General features: G+C 75.4%; 14 protein-coding genes. 9 read left to right on the forward strand and 5 right to left on the reverse strand.

Annotated elements, in window-relative coordinates; translation table 11 throughout:
• Positions 1 to 14: 14 nt before the first annotated feature.
• The 3 genes from ACME2J_RS01045 to ACME2J_RS01055 are packed head-to-tail and all read left to right on the forward strand — an operon-like array spanning position 15 to position 4,457.
• Positions 15 to 617, forward strand: coding sequence for a hypothetical protein (locus tag ACME2J_RS01045; RefSeq protein WP_495543000.1), 603 nt, complete (start codon positions 15 to 17; stop codon positions 615 to 617).
• Positions 595 to 2,802: an O-antigen ligase family protein gene (locus ACME2J_RS01050; RefSeq protein ID WP_495543001.1), complete on the forward strand. Its 2,208-nt coding sequence runs from the start codon at positions 595 to 597 to the stop codon at positions 2,800 to 2,802. The genes ACME2J_RS01045 and ACME2J_RS01050 overlap by 23 nt, the downstream gene beginning before the upstream one ends.
• A complete protein-coding gene (locus ACME2J_RS01055; protein ID WP_495543002.1) occupies positions 2,799 to 4,457 on the forward strand; it encodes a hypothetical protein in 1,659 nt (552 codons plus the stop codon). The genes ACME2J_RS01050 and ACME2J_RS01055 overlap by 4 nt, the downstream gene beginning before the upstream one ends.
• A 292-nt stretch (positions 4,458 to 4,749) precedes the next feature.
• Here ACME2J_RS01055 and ACME2J_RS01060 read toward each other — a convergent pair whose 3' ends face one another.
• The 3 genes from ACME2J_RS01060 to ACME2J_RS01070 are packed head-to-tail and all read right to left on the reverse strand — an operon-like array spanning position 4,750 to position 7,617.
• Complete coding sequence (locus ACME2J_RS01060; RefSeq protein ID WP_495543003.1) at positions 4,750 to 5,946, reverse strand: glycosyltransferase; 1,197 nt, start codon at positions 5,944 to 5,946, stop codon at positions 4,750 to 4,752.
• A complete protein-coding gene (locus tag ACME2J_RS01065; protein WP_495543004.1) occupies positions 5,943 to 6,989 on the reverse strand; it encodes a glycosyltransferase family 4 protein in 1,047 nt (348 codons plus the stop codon). The genes ACME2J_RS01060 and ACME2J_RS01065 overlap by 4 nt, the downstream gene beginning before the upstream one ends.
• 10 nt (positions 6,990 to 6,999) lie before the next feature.
• Positions 7,000 to 7,617 (reverse strand): class I SAM-dependent methyltransferase, encoded by a 618-nt coding sequence (locus tag ACME2J_RS01070; RefSeq protein WP_495543005.1) that lies wholly within the window; start codon positions 7,615 to 7,617, stop codon positions 7,000 to 7,002.
• Between the two features lie 81 nt (positions 7,618 to 7,698).
• On the opposite strand from ACME2J_RS01070, the gene ACME2J_RS01075 reads away from it, so the two are divergent.
• Positions 7,699 to 8,766 carry a glycosyltransferase family 4 protein gene (locus ACME2J_RS01075; protein ID WP_495543006.1) on the forward strand — a complete coding sequence of 356 codons (1,068 nt, stop codon included), beginning with the start codon at positions 7,699 to 7,701 and terminating at the stop codon, positions 8,764 to 8,766.
• Positions 8,767 to 8,828: 62 nt separating this feature from the next.
• Positions 8,829 to 9,698: a glycosyltransferase family 4 protein gene (locus ACME2J_RS01080; RefSeq protein WP_495543007.1), complete on the forward strand. Its 870-nt coding sequence runs from the start codon at positions 8,829 to 8,831 to the stop codon at positions 9,696 to 9,698.
• A 4-nt stretch (positions 9,699 to 9,702) separates the two neighbouring features.
• Here the strand turns inward: ACME2J_RS01080 and ACME2J_RS01085 are convergent, their stop codons facing one another.
• Positions 9,703 to 10,662, reverse strand: a complete 960-nt coding sequence (locus ACME2J_RS01085) for a glycosyltransferase family 2 protein (protein WP_495543008.1) — start codon at positions 10,660 to 10,662, stop codon at positions 9,703 to 9,705.
• Positions 10,659 to 11,696: a glycosyltransferase family 4 protein gene (locus tag ACME2J_RS01090; protein ID WP_495543009.1), complete on the reverse strand. Its 1,038-nt coding sequence runs from the start codon at positions 11,694 to 11,696 to the stop codon at positions 10,659 to 10,661. Before ACME2J_RS01090 ends, ACME2J_RS01085 begins: the two co-directional genes overlap by 4 nt.
• 133 nt (positions 11,697 to 11,829) lie before the next feature.
• Between ACME2J_RS01090 and ACME2J_RS01095 the strand changes: the two genes are divergently transcribed.
• The 4 genes from ACME2J_RS01095 to ACME2J_RS01110 are packed head-to-tail and all read left to right on the forward strand — an operon-like array spanning position 11,830 to position 15,896.
• On the forward strand, positions 11,830 to 12,657 hold the full coding sequence (locus ACME2J_RS01095; RefSeq protein WP_495543010.1) for a WecB/TagA/CpsF family glycosyltransferase: 828 nt from the start codon (positions 11,830 to 11,832) through the stop codon (positions 12,655 to 12,657).
• The gene (locus ACME2J_RS01100; protein WP_495543011.1) at positions 12,573 to 14,609 is read left to right on the forward strand and encodes a hypothetical protein; all 2,037 of its coding nucleotides are present in this window, start codon (positions 12,573 to 12,575) and stop codon (positions 14,607 to 14,609) included. The genes ACME2J_RS01095 and ACME2J_RS01100 overlap by 85 nt, the downstream gene beginning before the upstream one ends.
• 4 nt (positions 14,610 to 14,613) lie before the next feature.
• Positions 14,614 to 15,423 (forward strand): carbohydrate kinase family protein, encoded by an 810-nt coding sequence (locus tag ACME2J_RS01105; protein ID WP_495543012.1) that lies wholly within the window; start codon positions 14,614 to 14,616, stop codon positions 15,421 to 15,423.
• 50 nt (positions 15,424 to 15,473) lie between these two features.
• Positions 15,474 to 15,896, forward strand: a complete 423-nt coding sequence (locus ACME2J_RS01110) for a VOC family protein (RefSeq protein WP_495543013.1) — start codon at positions 15,474 to 15,476, stop codon at positions 15,894 to 15,896.
• Positions 15,897 to 15,941 lie beyond the last annotated feature (45 nt).

The following is a 15,941-nucleotide window of genomic DNA, read 5'->3' on the forward strand; positions in this document are numbered from 1 at the left end:
CCCCTCTGGGTGCCATGCGCCACTTCCTTCGACGCATCCTGCTCGCCACGCTCAGCACGCTGCTCCTCGTCCCCGCGACGGCGGCCCACGCCAGCGGTGAAGACGTCCTCAGCGACTGCAACGACAACGGGCGCCTCGACGACAAGTACTCGCAGTCCGAGTACGCCGACGCCCTCGAGAACATCCCGACGGACCTCGACGAGTACACGAACTGCCGCGAGGTCATCCGGCGGGCCCAGGCGGGTCGCGCGAGCTCGGGCGGCTCGGACTCCGGCGGCGGCGGCGCGGCGCCCGCCGGCCCCGGTGGCGGCGGCGGGACGACCGGCGGCGCCGTGCCTCCGGCCGGCGCCAACGACGACCTCAGCGTCACCGAGGAGGCGCTCGCGAACGCGACGCCGCAGGAGCGAGGCGCGATCGCGAACGCGACGGCCACCGGAAGCGCCGGCGCCGACGTCGGCGGACGCCTCGTGAAGCCGGGCAACGTCGGGGCCAGCGACCTCTCGTCGACCTCCGGCATGCCGACCCCGCTCATCGTCATGCTCGCGCTGCTCGGCCTCGGCGTCCTCGGCGGCAGCGCGCTCGGCCTGAGGTCCCGTGTCCACCCCGGTCGCGCCTGAGCCGCCCCGCGCGGCGCCGAGCGCGCCGCGGCTGCCACGCCTCGGAGGCGCGGGCCGTCTCGGGGACGTCCGCGAGCGCCTCCCCGCCGTGCGGCCGGAGACGCGCTGGACCCTCGTCCTCGGCGCCGCCCTCGTCGCGATCACCCTCCACGCGGCCGGCGGCTTCCGACTCGGCCCCCTCACGACGGTCGCGATCGCGGTGCAGATCGCGGCCGGCCTCCTCGTCGCCGCCGCGATCCTCCATCACCGCGGTGAGCGCCTCCACGGCGCGACGGCCGCCCTCGCGGTCGTCGCTCTCGCCGTCGTCACCGCGCTGTCGATCCTCTGGGCGGTCAACCCGTCGGACGCGTGGATCGAGGCCAACCGGACGTTCACGTACCTCGCGGCGTTCGCCGCCGGACTCGCGCTCGCGCGCATCGCGCCGCACCGCTGGGGCGCGCTCATCGGCGCGACCGTGCTGTGCGCGACGGTCGTCTCGGCGATCGCGCTGCTCTCGAAGATCTTCCCGGCCGAGAACGAGACGTTCGCGCGCCTCAGCGAGCCCTTCGGCTACTGGAACAGCGTCGGTCTCATGGCCGCCCTCGGCGTCCCCGGCGCGCTCTGGCTCGCCTCGCGGCGTCACGGCCACCAGGCGCTCGGCGCGCTCGCCTACCCCGCGCTCGGGATCCTCCTCCTCGCGATGCTGCTGGCGTACTCCCGCGGCTCGCTCGCCGCGGCGGGGATCGGCGCGGCGCTCTTCCTCCTCTGCGTGCCGCTGCGGCTCCGCGCCGTCGCGGCGCTCGGCATCGCCGGGGTCCTCTCGGGGCTCGTCGCGATCTGGGCGTTCGCCCAGGACGCCCTCACCGAGGACGACGTCCCCCTGGCCGTCCGCGAGACGGCCGGCCACCAGCTCGGACTCGCCGTCCTCGTCCTCGTCGGGCTGCTCACCGTCGCGGGCCTCGCCTCGCTCTTCTTCGCCGCGCGTCGGCCGCTGCGGCCGCAGGAGCGCCGGACGGCGGGGACGGCCGTCCTCGTCGCGCTCTCGCTCGTCCCCTTCGTCGTGGCCGGCGCCCTCCTCGGGAGCGACAGGGGCCTCGGCGGCACGATCAGCGACAGCGTCACGAAGCTCACCGATCCCGACGCGAGGCTCCCGGCCAACGACCCCGGCCGCCTCACCGCCGTCGGCAGCGTCCGCGCGCGGTACTGGGACCAGGGCTTCAAGATCTTCGACGAGGCGCCGTGGAAGGGCGTCGGCGCGGGCGGGTACGCGACCGTGCGTCCGCGTTTCCGCAACGACGACCTCGCGGTCCGCCACGCGCACGGCTACGTGCCGCAGACCGCAGCGGACCTCGGCCTCCTCGGTCTCGGTGCGAGCCTCGCGGCGCTCATCGCCTGGCTCCTCGCCGCGAGGCGGACGCTCGGCCTCCACCGCGGCTTCACCCGGGAGCAGTTCGACGCCGAGCGCGTCGGCCTGTTCACCCTCGCGTCGATCGCCGTCGTCTTCGGGGTCCACTCGTTCCTCGACTTCACGTGGTTCGTCCCCGGCCTCGCGATCCTCGCGCTCCTCTGCGCGGGCTGGGTGGCGGGACGTGGGCCGCTGGGTTCCGCTCCCGGGGTCTCGTCGCACGATGTCGCCGCCCCGTCAGCCCCGTCGGTCGCGCAGCGCGTCCGCGAGGGCGCCCGCGACCGGCGCCGGCTCGCCGCCGCGATCGGCGTCGTCCTCCTCGCGCTCGTCGCGGCGTGGCAGACCTGGCAGCCTCAGCGGAGCGCGGCCGCGAGCCGCGCCGCCCTCGAGCTGCTCGACGAGCAGCGGTTCGACGAGGCGCGTGAGAAGGCCCGCGCCGCGATCGACCGGAATCCGCTCTCCGTGGAGCCGCTGTTCGATCTCGGCGCGGTCGAACTCGCCGCGGGCCGCAAGGACGCCGCGCGCGATGCGTTGGAGGAGGCAGTGCGACTGCAGCCGTCCAACGCCGCGCCGTGGATCCGGCTCGCGGAGTTCAATCTCACCGCGGTCGACGATCCGCGCCGTGCCCTGAGCTTCCTCGGCCCCGCGCTCTACCTCGACCCGCGATCGGGCCGGGGCACCGAGCTCTTCCTGCTCGCCCAGCGCCGCCTCGCCGGCGCGGGCGCGCCCGCGCCGAGCGCGACGCCGGCACCCGCCGCACCGACCCCCGCCCCCGAGACGACAGGTCCCGAACAGCCGTGATCCGCACCGCCCCGCCCCGCGCCCGTGCGCGGCGTCGCCTCGCCCTGCTCGCGGTCGCCGCGAGCTGCGCCGGCCTCGCCGCCGCGCCGTCCCCGGCCTCCGCGAGCCTCGTCCAGGAGTCGACGTTCCAGGACGACAACAAGCTCATCTTCAGCCCGCCCGACCAGGTCGCGGCCACGCTCGACGAGCTCACGCGCCTCGGCGTCGACCGGATCCGCGTGAGCGTGTTCTGGGCGACCGTCGCGCCGTCCCCCGGCCAGCGGGAGAAGCCGGGCTTCGACGCCACCGACCCGAACCAGTACTCGACCGGGGCGTGGGACCGCTACGACACGGTCGTCCGGCTCGCGAAGGCACGCGGCATCAACGTCGCGTTCAGCATCACGAGCCCGGCGCCGAAGTGGGCGACCGGCGTGCCCGACCGCGAGGACATCGAGCCGACGTTCATGCCGAACGCCGACGAGTTCGGCCTCTTCGTGAAGGCGGTCGGCCGTCGCTTCGACGGCTCCTACGTCCAGCCGGGCATCAGCCCCGCCCCGCCGGCGGTCCCGCGCGTCGACGACTGGTCGATCTGGAACGAGCCCAACCAGGCCGGCTGGCTGACCCCGCAGTGGGTGCCCTCGCCCGACGGCGAGGACCAGATCGAGGCGGCGCCCTACCTCTATCGCGCCCTCGTCGACAAGGGCGTCGCGGCGCTGCGCGAGACGGGCCACGGCTCCGACTCGATCCTCATCGGCGAGACCGCGCCGAAGGGGCTCAACGTCCGCGGGCAGACGCGCTCGCTGAAGCCCGGGCGCTTCATCCGCCAGCTCTACTGCCTCGACAGCAAGCTGCGCCCGTACCGCGGCACCGCCGCGGAGGTCCGCCAGTGCCCGGGCGGGAAGTCGCGCCAGGAGGCCGCCGAGGCGTTCGTCGCCGCGCATCCGAACCTGTTCGCCGTGAGCGGGTGGGCGCACCACCCGTACGAGCTCACCTTCGCGCCCGGCAAGGACCCGAAGGACGACGACTTCTTCACGATCGCGAACCTCGACGAGATGCACCAGCTCCTGCGGCGCGTCTTCAAGCGGCACGGTCAGAAGATCCCGAAGGGGCGGAAGTACGTCCCGCTCTTCATCACCGAGTACGGCTACCAGACCGACCCGCCCGATCCGACCGGCGTGTCGCGCTCGAAGCAGGCCGCGTACCTCAACGAGGCGGAGTACCGCACCGCGCGCGACTCGACGGTGCGGGCCCACGCCCAGTTCCTCCTCGCCGACGACCGGCCGATCGAGGCGACGACCCGGCGCGAGGCGTTCGGCTCGACCTTCCAGACCGGCCTCGTCTCCTTCGAGGGGAAGCGCAAGCCGGCCTACGACGCGTACCGGCTGCCCGTCTACCTGCCGCGCGACCGCGTCCGCCGCGGCAGCCGCCTGCGAGTGTGGGGCCTCGTCCGGGCCGCGACCGAGGGGGAGCGCACGAAGGTCGACATCCAGGTGCGCGACCGCCGCAAGGGCGCGAAGTGGCGCCGCGTGAAGCGCGTCACCGTGAAGCGCCGCAAGGGCTACTTCGAGACGAAGGTCAAGGTCCGCCGGTCCGGCCACGTCCGCCTCGTCTGGAAGGACCAGCAGGGCGAGACCGTCCGCAGCCGCCACGCGCGGTTCTCGGTGCGGTCGAAGTAGGCGACGGGGCGCTCGGGGCCGCCGCGCGGCCCCGAGCCCGGGTCGAACGTCGATGAGGACCCCCCCTGCTGGGTCCGACGTCGATGAGCACCCCCTCCCGGGTCGAACGTCGATGAGGACCCCCTCCCGGGGGTGCTCCTCGACGTTCGAGCCCCGCGGGGGTGAAGATCGACGTTCGAGCACCCCTCGGCCGGGGTGAGGATCGACGTTCGAGCACCGCCGGGGGTGAGGATCGACGTTCGAGGCGCCCCCGCGCGCCGCGCGCCGCGCCGCGCGGCGCGCGGGGCCGGGTTCAGCCCAGCTCGCCCGCCGGCTCGGCGACGACGGGCGCCGGGGCGTCCTTGTCCACGAGCGCGTCCGGCAGCGGACCGGGACCGCCCGCGGCGGCGACCTCGTGGAGGAGAGCCTCGTACTCGTCGGTCACCGCGTCCCAGGAGTAGCGCCGCGCGCGCTCGAGGGCGCGCTCCCGGTAGCGGGCGACCATCTCGGGGTTGTCGAACGCCTCCGTGAGGCGCTCGGCGAGCGACTCGACGCCGCGGCTGCCCGAGAACGTGAGCCCCGCGTCCCCGACGGTCTCGACGTTCGGCGCGTGGTCGTTGACGATGACGCAGTTGCCGGCGGCGAGCGCCTCGAGGATGACGGGGTGCGTCCCCCCGACCTCGGTCGGCGCGCAGAAGACGTAGGCGTGCCGCTGCAGCTCCCAGTAGCCGCGCCCGAACACGTAGCCGGGGAAGACGACGCGCGGGTCGCCCTTGCGGTGGACCTGGGTGATGTACTCGTCGGCGTACGGCGCGCCGCCGACGACGACGAGCTTCATGTCGCGTGCCCGCTCCGACGAGATGCGCGCGAACGCGTCCACCAGGACGTGCGGGTTGTTCTCCGGCTCCAGCCGGCCGACGAAGAGGACGTAGCGCCGCGGCTCGAGGCCGAGGCGCTCGAGCGTCTCGGTGCCGTCGTGGCCGGGGTCGTCGACGCCGTAGGGGACGACGCCGATCCGGCGCCCGTAGCGCTGCTCGAAGATGTCGGCGACCGCGTGCGAGTCGGTGAGGGCCCGATCCGCCCACCGCGGGGCGTTGCGCTCGGCGAAGCGCAGGTACCGCTTCGCGGTCGACGGCCACTTCGAGCGGTCGGAGTCGAGCCCGTCGACGTTGATGACCGTCGGGATGCCCGCCCAACGCGTGACGAGGCACATCGGGCTGTTGCCGGCGATGAAGAAGAGGGCGACGTCGGGCCGCAGCGTGCGCGCCGCGTGGACGCTCGACAGGAACGTGTGCGTGAAGGTGTCGAGGTACTTGTTGCGCAGCGTCGGCAGGTGGACGAGGCGCGCGCCCTTCCACTCGGTGAGGCGCCGGTCGACGACGTGCGGGCGGCAGTAGACGACGACCTCGTGGCCGCGCTCGGTGAGCCGCGAGGCGAGCTGCTCCGCGGCGGTCTCGAATCCGCTGTACGACGCGGGGATGCCCCGCGTCCCCAGGATGGCCACTCTCATCGTCCGTGCACTCCGACCTCGATCGCGAGGGTATAGGCCCTGACGTGTTCGCGCGCGCTGCGTGCCCACGAGAACTCCGCTGCCCGCCGCCGGCCGCGCTCGCTGAGGTCCCGGCGCAGGCGCTCGTCGGTCGCGACGCGGCCGAGCGTCGAGGCGAGCGCACGCGCGTCCTCGTAGGGATCGACGAGGATCGCGGCGTCTCCCACGACCTCGGTGATGCCCGGGGCGCACGCCGCGACGACCGGCACCCCCGCGCTCATCGCCTCCAGCGGCGTGAGGCCGAAGCCCTCGTGCCGCGACGGATGGACGAGCGCGGCCGCTCCGGCGAAGAGACGCGTGAGCTCCTCGGCGTCGGGGCGCTCGACGACGTCGACGCCCGGCTGGGCGACGCGCGCGGTGCCGGCGAGCACGAGGGGGAGCGCCTCGGGCTCCGCCTCGGCGTAGAGCCGGTGCGCTGCGAGGAGGAGGCCGAGGTTCTTCCGCGGCTCGTCGTCGCCGACGTAGAGGAGGTGCCGCGGCGCGTCCTCGCGGGGCCGCGTCGCGTCCGGCTCCTGGCCAGGCCCGTGCCGGGCGACGACGACGCGGTCCTCCGGCACCCCCCAGCGCGCGCGGACGTCCCGGGCGGTCGTCTCGGAGACCGCGATGACGGCCTGCGCGCGGCGGGCGGCGGCGCGATGGGCGTGGTGCGCCCACCGGCGGAAGCGGGGGTCGAACGCCTCGGGGAGCCGCTCGAACGCGAGGTCGTGCACGGTGACGACCTGCGGCGTGCGGCCGAGCGGGCTCCACGCGGGCAGCGGGTGGTGCACGACGTCGGCCTGCACCTCGCGAGCGCGCCGCGGCAGCTCGACCTTCGTCCAGAGCTCGTCGGCGAGGAGGTTGACGACGCTCCGCCACCCGCCGCCGGCCGGCGCCCGCCGGGAGGTGTTCGCCGCCTCGACGACGTCGACGCCCGCGTCGTCGAGCGCCCGGACGAGATGGTCGACGTAGACCCCGGTCCCGGAGGGGCCGCGGAGGGCGAACGTGGTGTCGACGAGGACGCGCATCCGGCTCGGGTCAAGACGCGAGGACGTGGAAGGCGGCGCGCAGGAGCGGGACGCCGCCCGCCGGGCGGACGTCCACCTCGGAGAAGCCGGCGTCGGAGAGGACGGCGCGCAGCGTCCGCTTCGAGAAGAAGCGCAGATGGTCGGCGCGCGGGTCGAAGTGCCGGTCGAACGCGGCGGCGCGGAGGCCGAGGAGGACCGTGGACACGCGGCCATGGTAGGGCGTGGTGAGCGCGAGCACGCCACCCCACCGCAGGACGCGCCGGACCTCGGCGAGGAGCGCGACCGGGTCGACGACGTGCTCGAGCGTCTCGCCGGCCCACACGAGGTCCACCGCGTCCTCGTCGAGCGGCAGCGGCGCGCCCTCCTGGGCGAGCAGGACGGCGACGTCGGGACGCCCGTCGATCCGCTCGCGGGCGCGGCGCACCGCCTCGGCGCTCACGTCGACGGCGACGACGCGCGCACCCGCCTCGGCGAGGGCGACGGCGAACCTGCCGTCCCCGCAGCCGAGGTCGAGGACCTGGCCGCCGGCGGGCACCTGGGCGAGCAGGAAGTCCCGGCGGACGGCGAAGCGCTCGGGGAGCGCATCGGCGGGGACCCCGTGCCAGACCGCCTCGCGGAGCGCGTCCATGCGCGGAGGCTACGCGAGCCCGCGACGCGGCCGGGCGTCGAGGGCGCGGCGACGGCGCGTCGGGTGGCGTACCCTCGCCGCATGGCGACGACCGTCACCGGCGACGCGCCCCCACGCCTCCTCGGCGTCAACGCGGTCGACGCGCCCGGCGGCGCCGAGGTGGGCCTCCTGCGGCTCTCGCAGCGGCTCCGCGAGCGCGGCTGGCAGATCACGCTCACCTCGCCGGGCGACGGGCCGCTCGCCCACGCCGGTCACGAGTGGGCGGGCCTCGACGTCGGAGGGCTCGGGGGCGGCGAGGGCGCGCGCGCCGTCGCGTCCTGGCCGCGCGCCTGGCGCCTCGCCCGCGAGCACGACGTCGTCTACCTCAACTCGGGAGTCTGCGGCCGCCTCCTGCCGGCGCTCCGCGGCCACCCGACCGTCCTCCACGTCCACGACGTCGTCGACCGCGTCCCGCGGCACTGGGCCCGCGCCGACCTCGTCCTCGCCGACTCGGAGGCCGTCGCGGAGCGGCTCGAGGGTCTCGACGCGCAGGTCGTCTACTGCCCCGTCGAGCTCGACCCGGGACAGGCGCCCGCCCCGTGGCCGGCGCGCGGTCCCGCCGGCGAGGAGGGCCCGGTCGTCGGCTTCGTCGGCCGCATCGAGCCGCGCAAGGGCGTCCTCGACCTCGTCGAGGCGGCGCCCCTCATCCGCGCCCGACGCCCGGGCGCGCGGGTCGTCCTCATCGGAGACGACCCCTACGAGACCGACCCCGAGTATCTTCGGCGCGTGCGTGCGTCCCAGGATGTCGAGCATCTGCCCTGGGTCGACGACGCCCCCGCCGTCATGGCGCATCTCGACGTCCTCGTCGCCCCGTCGCATCAGGAGCCGTTCGGCACCGTGCTCTCGGAGGCGATGGCCGTCGGCGTCCCGGTCGTCGCGACGAGGGTCGGCGGCCTCCCCGAGGTCGTCGACGACGGCGTCACCGGCGCCCTCGTCGAGCCTTCCTCGCCGGAGGCCCTCGCGGAGGCGGTCCTGCACGTCCTCGACCGCCGGGAGACCCTGGGAGCCGCCGCGCGCGACGCCGCGCGCCGCTTCGGCGCCGACGCCTACGCCGACCGGGTCGAGGAGCTCCTCCGCCCGCTCGTCGACGCCGCCCGGGTCCGGGCATGAGGCTCGCGTTCGACGCTCGCGCGGCAGGGGACCCGCGCGGGATCGGACGCTACGTCCGCTGCATGCGAGAGGCGCTGGGGACCACCGCCGGCGAGGACGACGAGATCGTGGAGACGCACCGTCCCCGGCGCGCCGACGTCTACCACTCGCCCTGGATCGACGGCGTCGCCCTGCGACCCGGCGTCCCGCAGGTCGTCACCCTCCACGACGTCATCCCGCTCAAGCGACGCAGCGAGTACCTCCGGACGGGCGTCCGCTTCCGGCTGCGCTATCTCGCCGTCCAGCGCGCGACCCGCATCATCTGCCCGACGCGCGCGGTCGCCGACGACGTCTGCGAGCGGCTCGACGTCGACGACGCGCAGATCGTCGTCGTCGCCGAGGCCCCGGCGCCCTCGATGCGTCCCCGGGACGCCGACGAGGTGGCCGCCGCGCGCGAGCGCTTCTCCCTTCCCGACGAGTACCTCGTGTGGGTGGGCGGACTCGAGCATCCCGACCCGCGCAAGCGCGTCACCGAGCTCGTGCGCGCGCCGCGCGAGCTGCCGCTCGTCCTCGTCGGCCGGGCCCGGGAGTGGGCCGACAAGCTCACCGAGGAGCCCGGCGTCCTGCTCACCGGGCACGTGAGCGACGACGAGCTCGCCGCGATCTACACGGCGGCGACCGCGCTCGTCTTCCCCTCCGACGACGAGGGCTTCGGCCTCCCGCCCGTCGAGGCGCTCGCGTGCGGCACCCCGGTCGCGGTGTGCGACGTCCCCGCGCTCCGCGAGGTCCTCGGGGACCGTGCGACGTTCGTCGCGACCGACGACATCCCCGGGCTCCTCGCGGCCGGGGAGTCCGCGGCGCGCCCCGCCCCCTCACCGCCGCCGTGGTCGTGGGAGGACGCGGCCCGCGCGACGTGGGCGGTCTACGCGGACGCGGTCGCCGCCGGGCTGTAGGCCCTCACCCGGTGCGCGGGGGCTCGAGCCCGAACGGGGGCCGGGCGACCCAGCGACCGCGCGACGCGCGACGACGGCGGCGTGCCTGCGGGAGCAGCCGGGCCGCCTCGACGTACCCGCGGAGCAGATGGCGCTCGCGGAGGAGCGCGAAGCCGAGCGCGAGGATCTCGTAGGCGAGGAGGCGCGGGAGGTCGCGCAGGAGATCGGCGGCGGTCGCGTTCTTCGCGATCATGAGGAGGCGGTTGCGGAACTGCAGCGTGCGGTGCGCCGGGGACAGGGCGGCGCGCGTCGTCGGCGAGTAGAAGCGGACGTGCCACGCGACGGCCCGGGGCTCGTAGCGGCAGGTCCAGCCCAGGAGCTGGGCCCGCCAGGCGAGGTCGACGTCCGAGGCCCACAGCGCCAGGTCCTCGTCGAGGACCTCCGAGCCCACCGCGCAGGCGTCGAGGACCTCCCGGCGGTAGAGGACGCACGCCCCGTCGCCGCCGAAGCACGGCCCGGGGCGCGCCCGCGCGCCGACCGGGTCGCCGTGGCCGACGAGGTTGTTCTTCCTCCGGCGGTCGACGCGCATCCCGGCGGTGTCGAGGACCTCGAGACGGTCGGCCTCCGTCATCCCCGTCGCACGGACGAGCCGCGGTGCGACGGACCCCACGCCGGGGGCGTCGAGGGCGGGCCGGGCGACCGCGAGGAAGTCGGGGGCCAGGACGCAGTCGGCGTTGAGCAGGAGCACGGCGTCCCCCTCCGTCGCCGTGATCCCGGCGTTGACCGCGGCGGCGTAGCTCCGGCGCTCGGCGAGCGGGACGACCCGCGCCCCGAGCTGCTCGGACAGCGCCCGCGTCGCATCCGTGCACGCGTTGTCGATGACGACGACCTCCGCGTCGGGCTGGGCGAGCGCCGCCGGGAGCGAGTGCTCGAGCCGGTGCGCCTCGTCGACGCTGAGGACGAGGATCGTCGTGCGAGGCCTCACGCGGCGAGCACCCCGCGGTAGACGTCGGCCGTCGCCCGGGCGGTCGCCGCCCAGGAGAACGCGGCGGCCCGGCGCCGGCCCGCGTCCGCGAGCGCGTCCCGCCGGCCGAGGGCGTCGGCGATCCCGGCGGCGATCGCGTCGGCGTCCAGGGGGTCGACGAGCACCGCCGCGCCCCCCGCCGTCTCCGGCAGCGCCGTGGCGTCGGCGCAGACGACCGGGACGCCGCGTGCCATCGCCTCGACGACGACGAGGCCGAAGCCCTCGTAGAGCGACGGGTGGACGAGCGCCGCGGCGCCGCGCAGGAGCGCGTCGAGCGCCGCGTCGTCGACGTAGCCGCAGAGCTCCGCGCCCCGCGCGGCGAGAGCGGCGCCCGCCCCGTCCTCGCCGCCCGTGCCCGCGAGGACGAGCCGCAGGTCGCCGTGGGCGGGGTCGCGGCGCAGCGCGTCCCACGCCTCGACGAGGCGGCCGAGGTTCTTCTTCGCGCGGACGTCGCCGATCGCGAGGAGATACGGCCGGTCGTCGCCGCCGAGCCCGGCCACCCCGGTGCCCGCGGGAAGGTCGCCGTCCGGGAGGGACGGGGCGTTCGGGACGACGTGGATCCGCGCGCGGTCGACGCCGTAGCGCCCGGCGACGTCGTCGGCCGTGAACGCGCTCACGCAGATGACGGCCTCGGCGGAGCGCGCGGCCCGGCGGGTCACCCAGCGGTACTTCGCGCCCGTCGTCCTCGCGAAGTCGTCCGGATGGGCCTCGAAGGCGAGGTCGTGGATCGTCACGACCCCGGGGCAGGGCCGCCGCAGCGGGAGGAAGCAGTTGGGCGCGTGGACGAGCGCGGCGCCCATCCGCCGCAGCATCCGCGGGAGGCCGACCTGCTCGAAGGCGATCTCGGGGCCGGGGCCCCCCTCCCGCACGGCGTGGAGCGCGAGGTCCGGAGAGAGCGCGGCGGGGAGGTGGCGCTCGAGCTCGAGGACGTGGCGGCCCCAGCCACGCAGCGGCGTCCCGTGCGCGTCGCGGGCGTCGAGGACGACGGTGCGCATCGCGCGGAGAGCCTACGCGAGCCCGTTCGGGGGAGAGCGCGTCCCCCGGGCGGGAGGTTGTACGTTGCCGTCGTCCCGCGCGGCGCGTACGATGCCCTCCGGTGAGGGGCGGCCCGGGCAGGGAGGAACCCAAGTGACGACGGTCATCGACGACGCACGAGGCGCCGCGCTCGCGGCGCCCGCGCTCCCAGAGGAGGAGCCGGCCGCGAGCTCGCGGATCTTCGAGATCCCCGTCGACCTCGCCGAGCCCGCGCAGCTCCTGCGCCGGATCACCGGCTGGGTCGGCGACGGGTCCGGCCCGCGGCGCGTCATGTACGTCAACGCGCACGTCCTCAACCAGTCGCAGGAGATACCCGGCCTGCGCTCGGCCCTCGAGTCGGCGGACCTCGTCTACTGCGACGGGTACGGCGTCCGGCTCGCGGCGAAGGCGCTCGAGACGGAGATCCCGCACCGCATGACCGGCGCGGACTGGGTGTGGGGCCTCGCGTCGCTCTGCGAGAGCGCCGGCCAGTCGCTCTACCTCCTCGGGTCCGAGCCGGGGGTCGCGGCGGAGGCGAGCCGGCGGCTCCGGCGCTGGTACCCGGGCCTGCGGATCGTCGGTTCCCACCACGGCTACTTCGAGCCCGGCTCGCCCCACGACGATCGGGTCATCGAGGACATCAACGCGAAGCGCCCCGACATCGTGCTCGTCGGGATGGGCTCGCCGAAGCAGGAGATGTGGGTCGAGCGGCACGCCGACCGCATCGACACCGACGTCCTCTGGACGGTCGGCGCGCTCTTCGACTACGTCTCCGGCCGGACGCCGCGCGCGCCGGCCTGGTTGTCGGACAATGGGTTCGAATGGATCTTCCGACTGGCGATCGAGCCGCAGCGGATGTGGCGTCGCTACCTGCTGGGGAACCCGCAGTTCGTGAGCCGCGTCATGTTCCAGGCGCGGGCGCGGCAGCAGGCGTCCCGCTGAGCGCCGACGCGAGCCGCGCCGTCGCCCCCCATCTCCCGGGGTGGGTCCCTGCGGGCGCCCGGCGCTGGGCGTCGCCGGCCCTCGCCGTCCTCGCGGGCCTCGGCGCGCTCAACCTCGCCGACGCGGCGGGCGTCGTCGGGCGCGGCGCCGTCCCGGACCTCGCGCGGGCGATCCTCGCCGCGGTCGTCCTCTTCGCGGTCTGCGGCTTCGGGGCGACCCGTCTCCTCCTCCCCGCGGGGCTGCGCGAGCGCGAGCTCCTCTGGGTGCTGCCGGTGGGCGCGTGCGTGTGCGCGCTCGCGATGACCGCGCTCGGGTTCGCCTACGTCCCGTTCGAGCTCAACCTCGCGATCGTCCTCGCGGGCGGCGTCGCGCTCGGCGTCGTCGCGGTGCTGCGCGAGCGCCGTCACGGCCGCCCGCCGGAGCGTCCGGCGACGCGACTCGCGCTCCGCGCCGCGGCGTGGCCGGCGTGGATCGCGCTCCTCCTCTGCTGCGTCGCGCTCATCCCGCTCTTCCGGGCCGGGTTCGCGACCGTCGGCGGCCAGGGCCAGGACGCGCACCTCGCGGTCGGCACCGCGATGTTCCTCCAGAACCACCATCCGACCGCGATCGCGCCGGAGGAGCCCGTCGACCGCGTCCCGCTCGTGTGGCGCTCGAAGCAGCCGATCTACTACGCGCTCGGGGCGACCGCGACGCTCGCCGGCCTCGAGGTCTTCCAGACGATCTCGGCGCTCGCGGCCGTCCTGCTGGGGTTGAGCGCGCTCGGCTTCCACCTCCTCTGCCGGGAGGTGCTCGGCGCGCCGAGATGGGTCTCGCTCGTCGCGATGGGCCTCGTCGGGCTCGACCGGATGGTGCTCCACACCGTGATGCACCCGTACTTCAACCAGACGTGGGGCTTCTTCGCGATGCCGTTCGCGTTCGTCCTCGCCTGGTGGGCCGTGAAGGAGCGGACCCGCGGCGGACTCGTGCTCCTCGCCGCGTTCACCGCCGTGCTGGCGTTCGCCTATCCGCTGGCGCTGCCGATCCCGGCGATCCCGCTCGTCATCCTCCTCTGGCCGGAGCGCCGGCGCGTCGGCCCCGCGCTGCGGTGGCTGTGGCGCGGCCCGAAGTCGCTCCTCTGGCTCGTCCCGGCCGCGCTCGTCGCGCTCGTCCCCGTCCGCGGCGTCGTCGAGAAGGCCGTGAGCGCGTCGAACGTCGTCTTCGACCCGACGGTGACGCTGAAGAACTGGGGCGGCGACCTCCTCGGGTACTTCCCGGAGGCGTGGTTCCTCGGCATGGACTCGACGTGGTTCCTCGTCGCCACCGCGCCCGTGCTCGCCTGGGGGGTGTGGCTCTGCGTCCGCGACCAGCCGCGCGGCCTGCGCAACGGGTTCCTCGGGGTCATCGCGTTCGCGATCGTGTTCGCCGCCTGGTTCCGGGCGCGGGAGTACGGCTACTACTTCCACTTCAAGCTCCTCGCCTTCGTCGCGCCGCTCGCTCTCACCATCGCGGTCGTCGGCCTCGCCCGCGCGCGGCAGCGCTGGGTGGGCCCGGTCGCGGCGCTCGTCCTCTTCTCGAGCGCCTTCGGCTCGGCGAACAAGGAGCTCGGCAACACGTTCGACCAGCTCCCGAAGCACGTCCTCGCGCTGCGCGACGTCGACGCCGCGGTCCCGGCCGGCGTCTCGATCCGGCTCGACATCGACCCGCAGCAGCAGAACTGGACGGCCTTCTGGCTCCACGGGCAGCCGCTGTGCTCGCGACGGCCGCTGCTGAACACGAGCTACCCGCACGTGCGGAGGTCGCGCAAGGCGGATCTCATCCTCACCTCGTCGGGCGCGCGCCGGCCGGCGGACGCGGTCGGCGCTCCGCTCATGGAGCTGCAGGCCTACACGCTGTGGCGGGCGCGCCCGGGCCTGCCGGGCCGCGAGAACTGCTCGCGCGAGATGGTGCAGACGATCGAGCGCGTGACGGTCTAGACCGGTGTACGTCGGGGTCGGGCACGTCACCGTCGATCACCTCGGCGACGACCGGCGCCGTGCGGGAGGGTCCGTCGTCTACGGCGCCCTCGCCGCTGCGCTGCGCGCCGTCCCGGCGCAGATCGTGACGTGCGCGGCCGACGACATCGAGGCGCTCGTCCCCGCGAGCGCGGCGGCGGAGGACGGGATCGACGTCCCGGTCGAGCTGCTCCGCACGGCTGCGGCGACGACGACCTCGTTCACGAACCGCGGGACCGACCGCGCCCGCGAGCAGACCGTCGCGACCGTGGCGCCCCCCGTGCCGCCGCGCGATCTCGCCGCCGACGGCGGCGTCGTCCATCTCGGTCCCGTCGCCGCCGAGCTCGAGCCGGGATGGCTCGCCTGCTGCCCGGACGACGCGGTCGTCGTCCTGACGCCCCAGGGCCTCATCCGCGAGTGGCCGGACGGGGGCGGCGAGGTCCACCCCCGGCTCGTCGACCCCGCTTGGGCGGCGAGCCTCGACCGCCCCGTCGTCGTCGTCCTCGGGGCCGCGGAGCTCGCGTGGATCCGCGACCTCGGCGAGCGCGCCGTCGCGCAGGGCGGAGCGCTCATCGTCACCGACGGCCACCGGCCGGCGACGGTCCGGTGGCCGGGCGGCGCGGAGGTCGTCGCGCCGACGCCCGTCGGCCTCATCGACGACACCGGGGCGGGCGACGTCTTCGCGACCGTCGCGGCTCTCGAGATCGCCGCGGGCGCGGAGCCGCCGGAGGCGGTCGCCGCGGCCCACGAGGCGGTCGGCGACCTCCTCCCCCGCATCCACGCCCTCCTCGCCTGACCGCCGGATCCGGCGCGGGGACGAGGCCCGGAGCTGGCATGGTGTGTGGGATGGAGCAGCGGGTCAGCCTCATCACCCTCGGCGTCGCCGATCTCGAGCGCGCCGTCGCGTTCTACGGGCGGCTCGGGTGGACGCCGGCCAACGACGTCGATGCGCAGGGCGTCGCGTTCTTCCAGAGCGGCGGCATGGTGGTCGCCCTCTGGTCGCGCGAGGAGCTCGCCGCCGACAGCGGCACCTCCGACGGGGGCGGCTGGGGCGGCATCACGCTCGCGCACAACGTGGGCTCGCCCACCGCGGTCGACCGCGTCCTCGACGAGGCGCGTGCCGCCGGCGCCTCGATCGCGCGCGAGGGCGCCTCGACGGAGTGGGGCGGCTACTCCGGCGTCTTCGTCGACCCCGACGGCCACCCGTGGGAGGTCGCCTACAACCCCCACTGGACGATGGCGCCGGACGGCACCATCACCCTCCCCTGACCGCCGAACCGGATTCCTCCGTGGCCATGGCAACGGAGGAATCCG

This window comes from Paraconexibacter sp., from assembly GCF_059438195.1.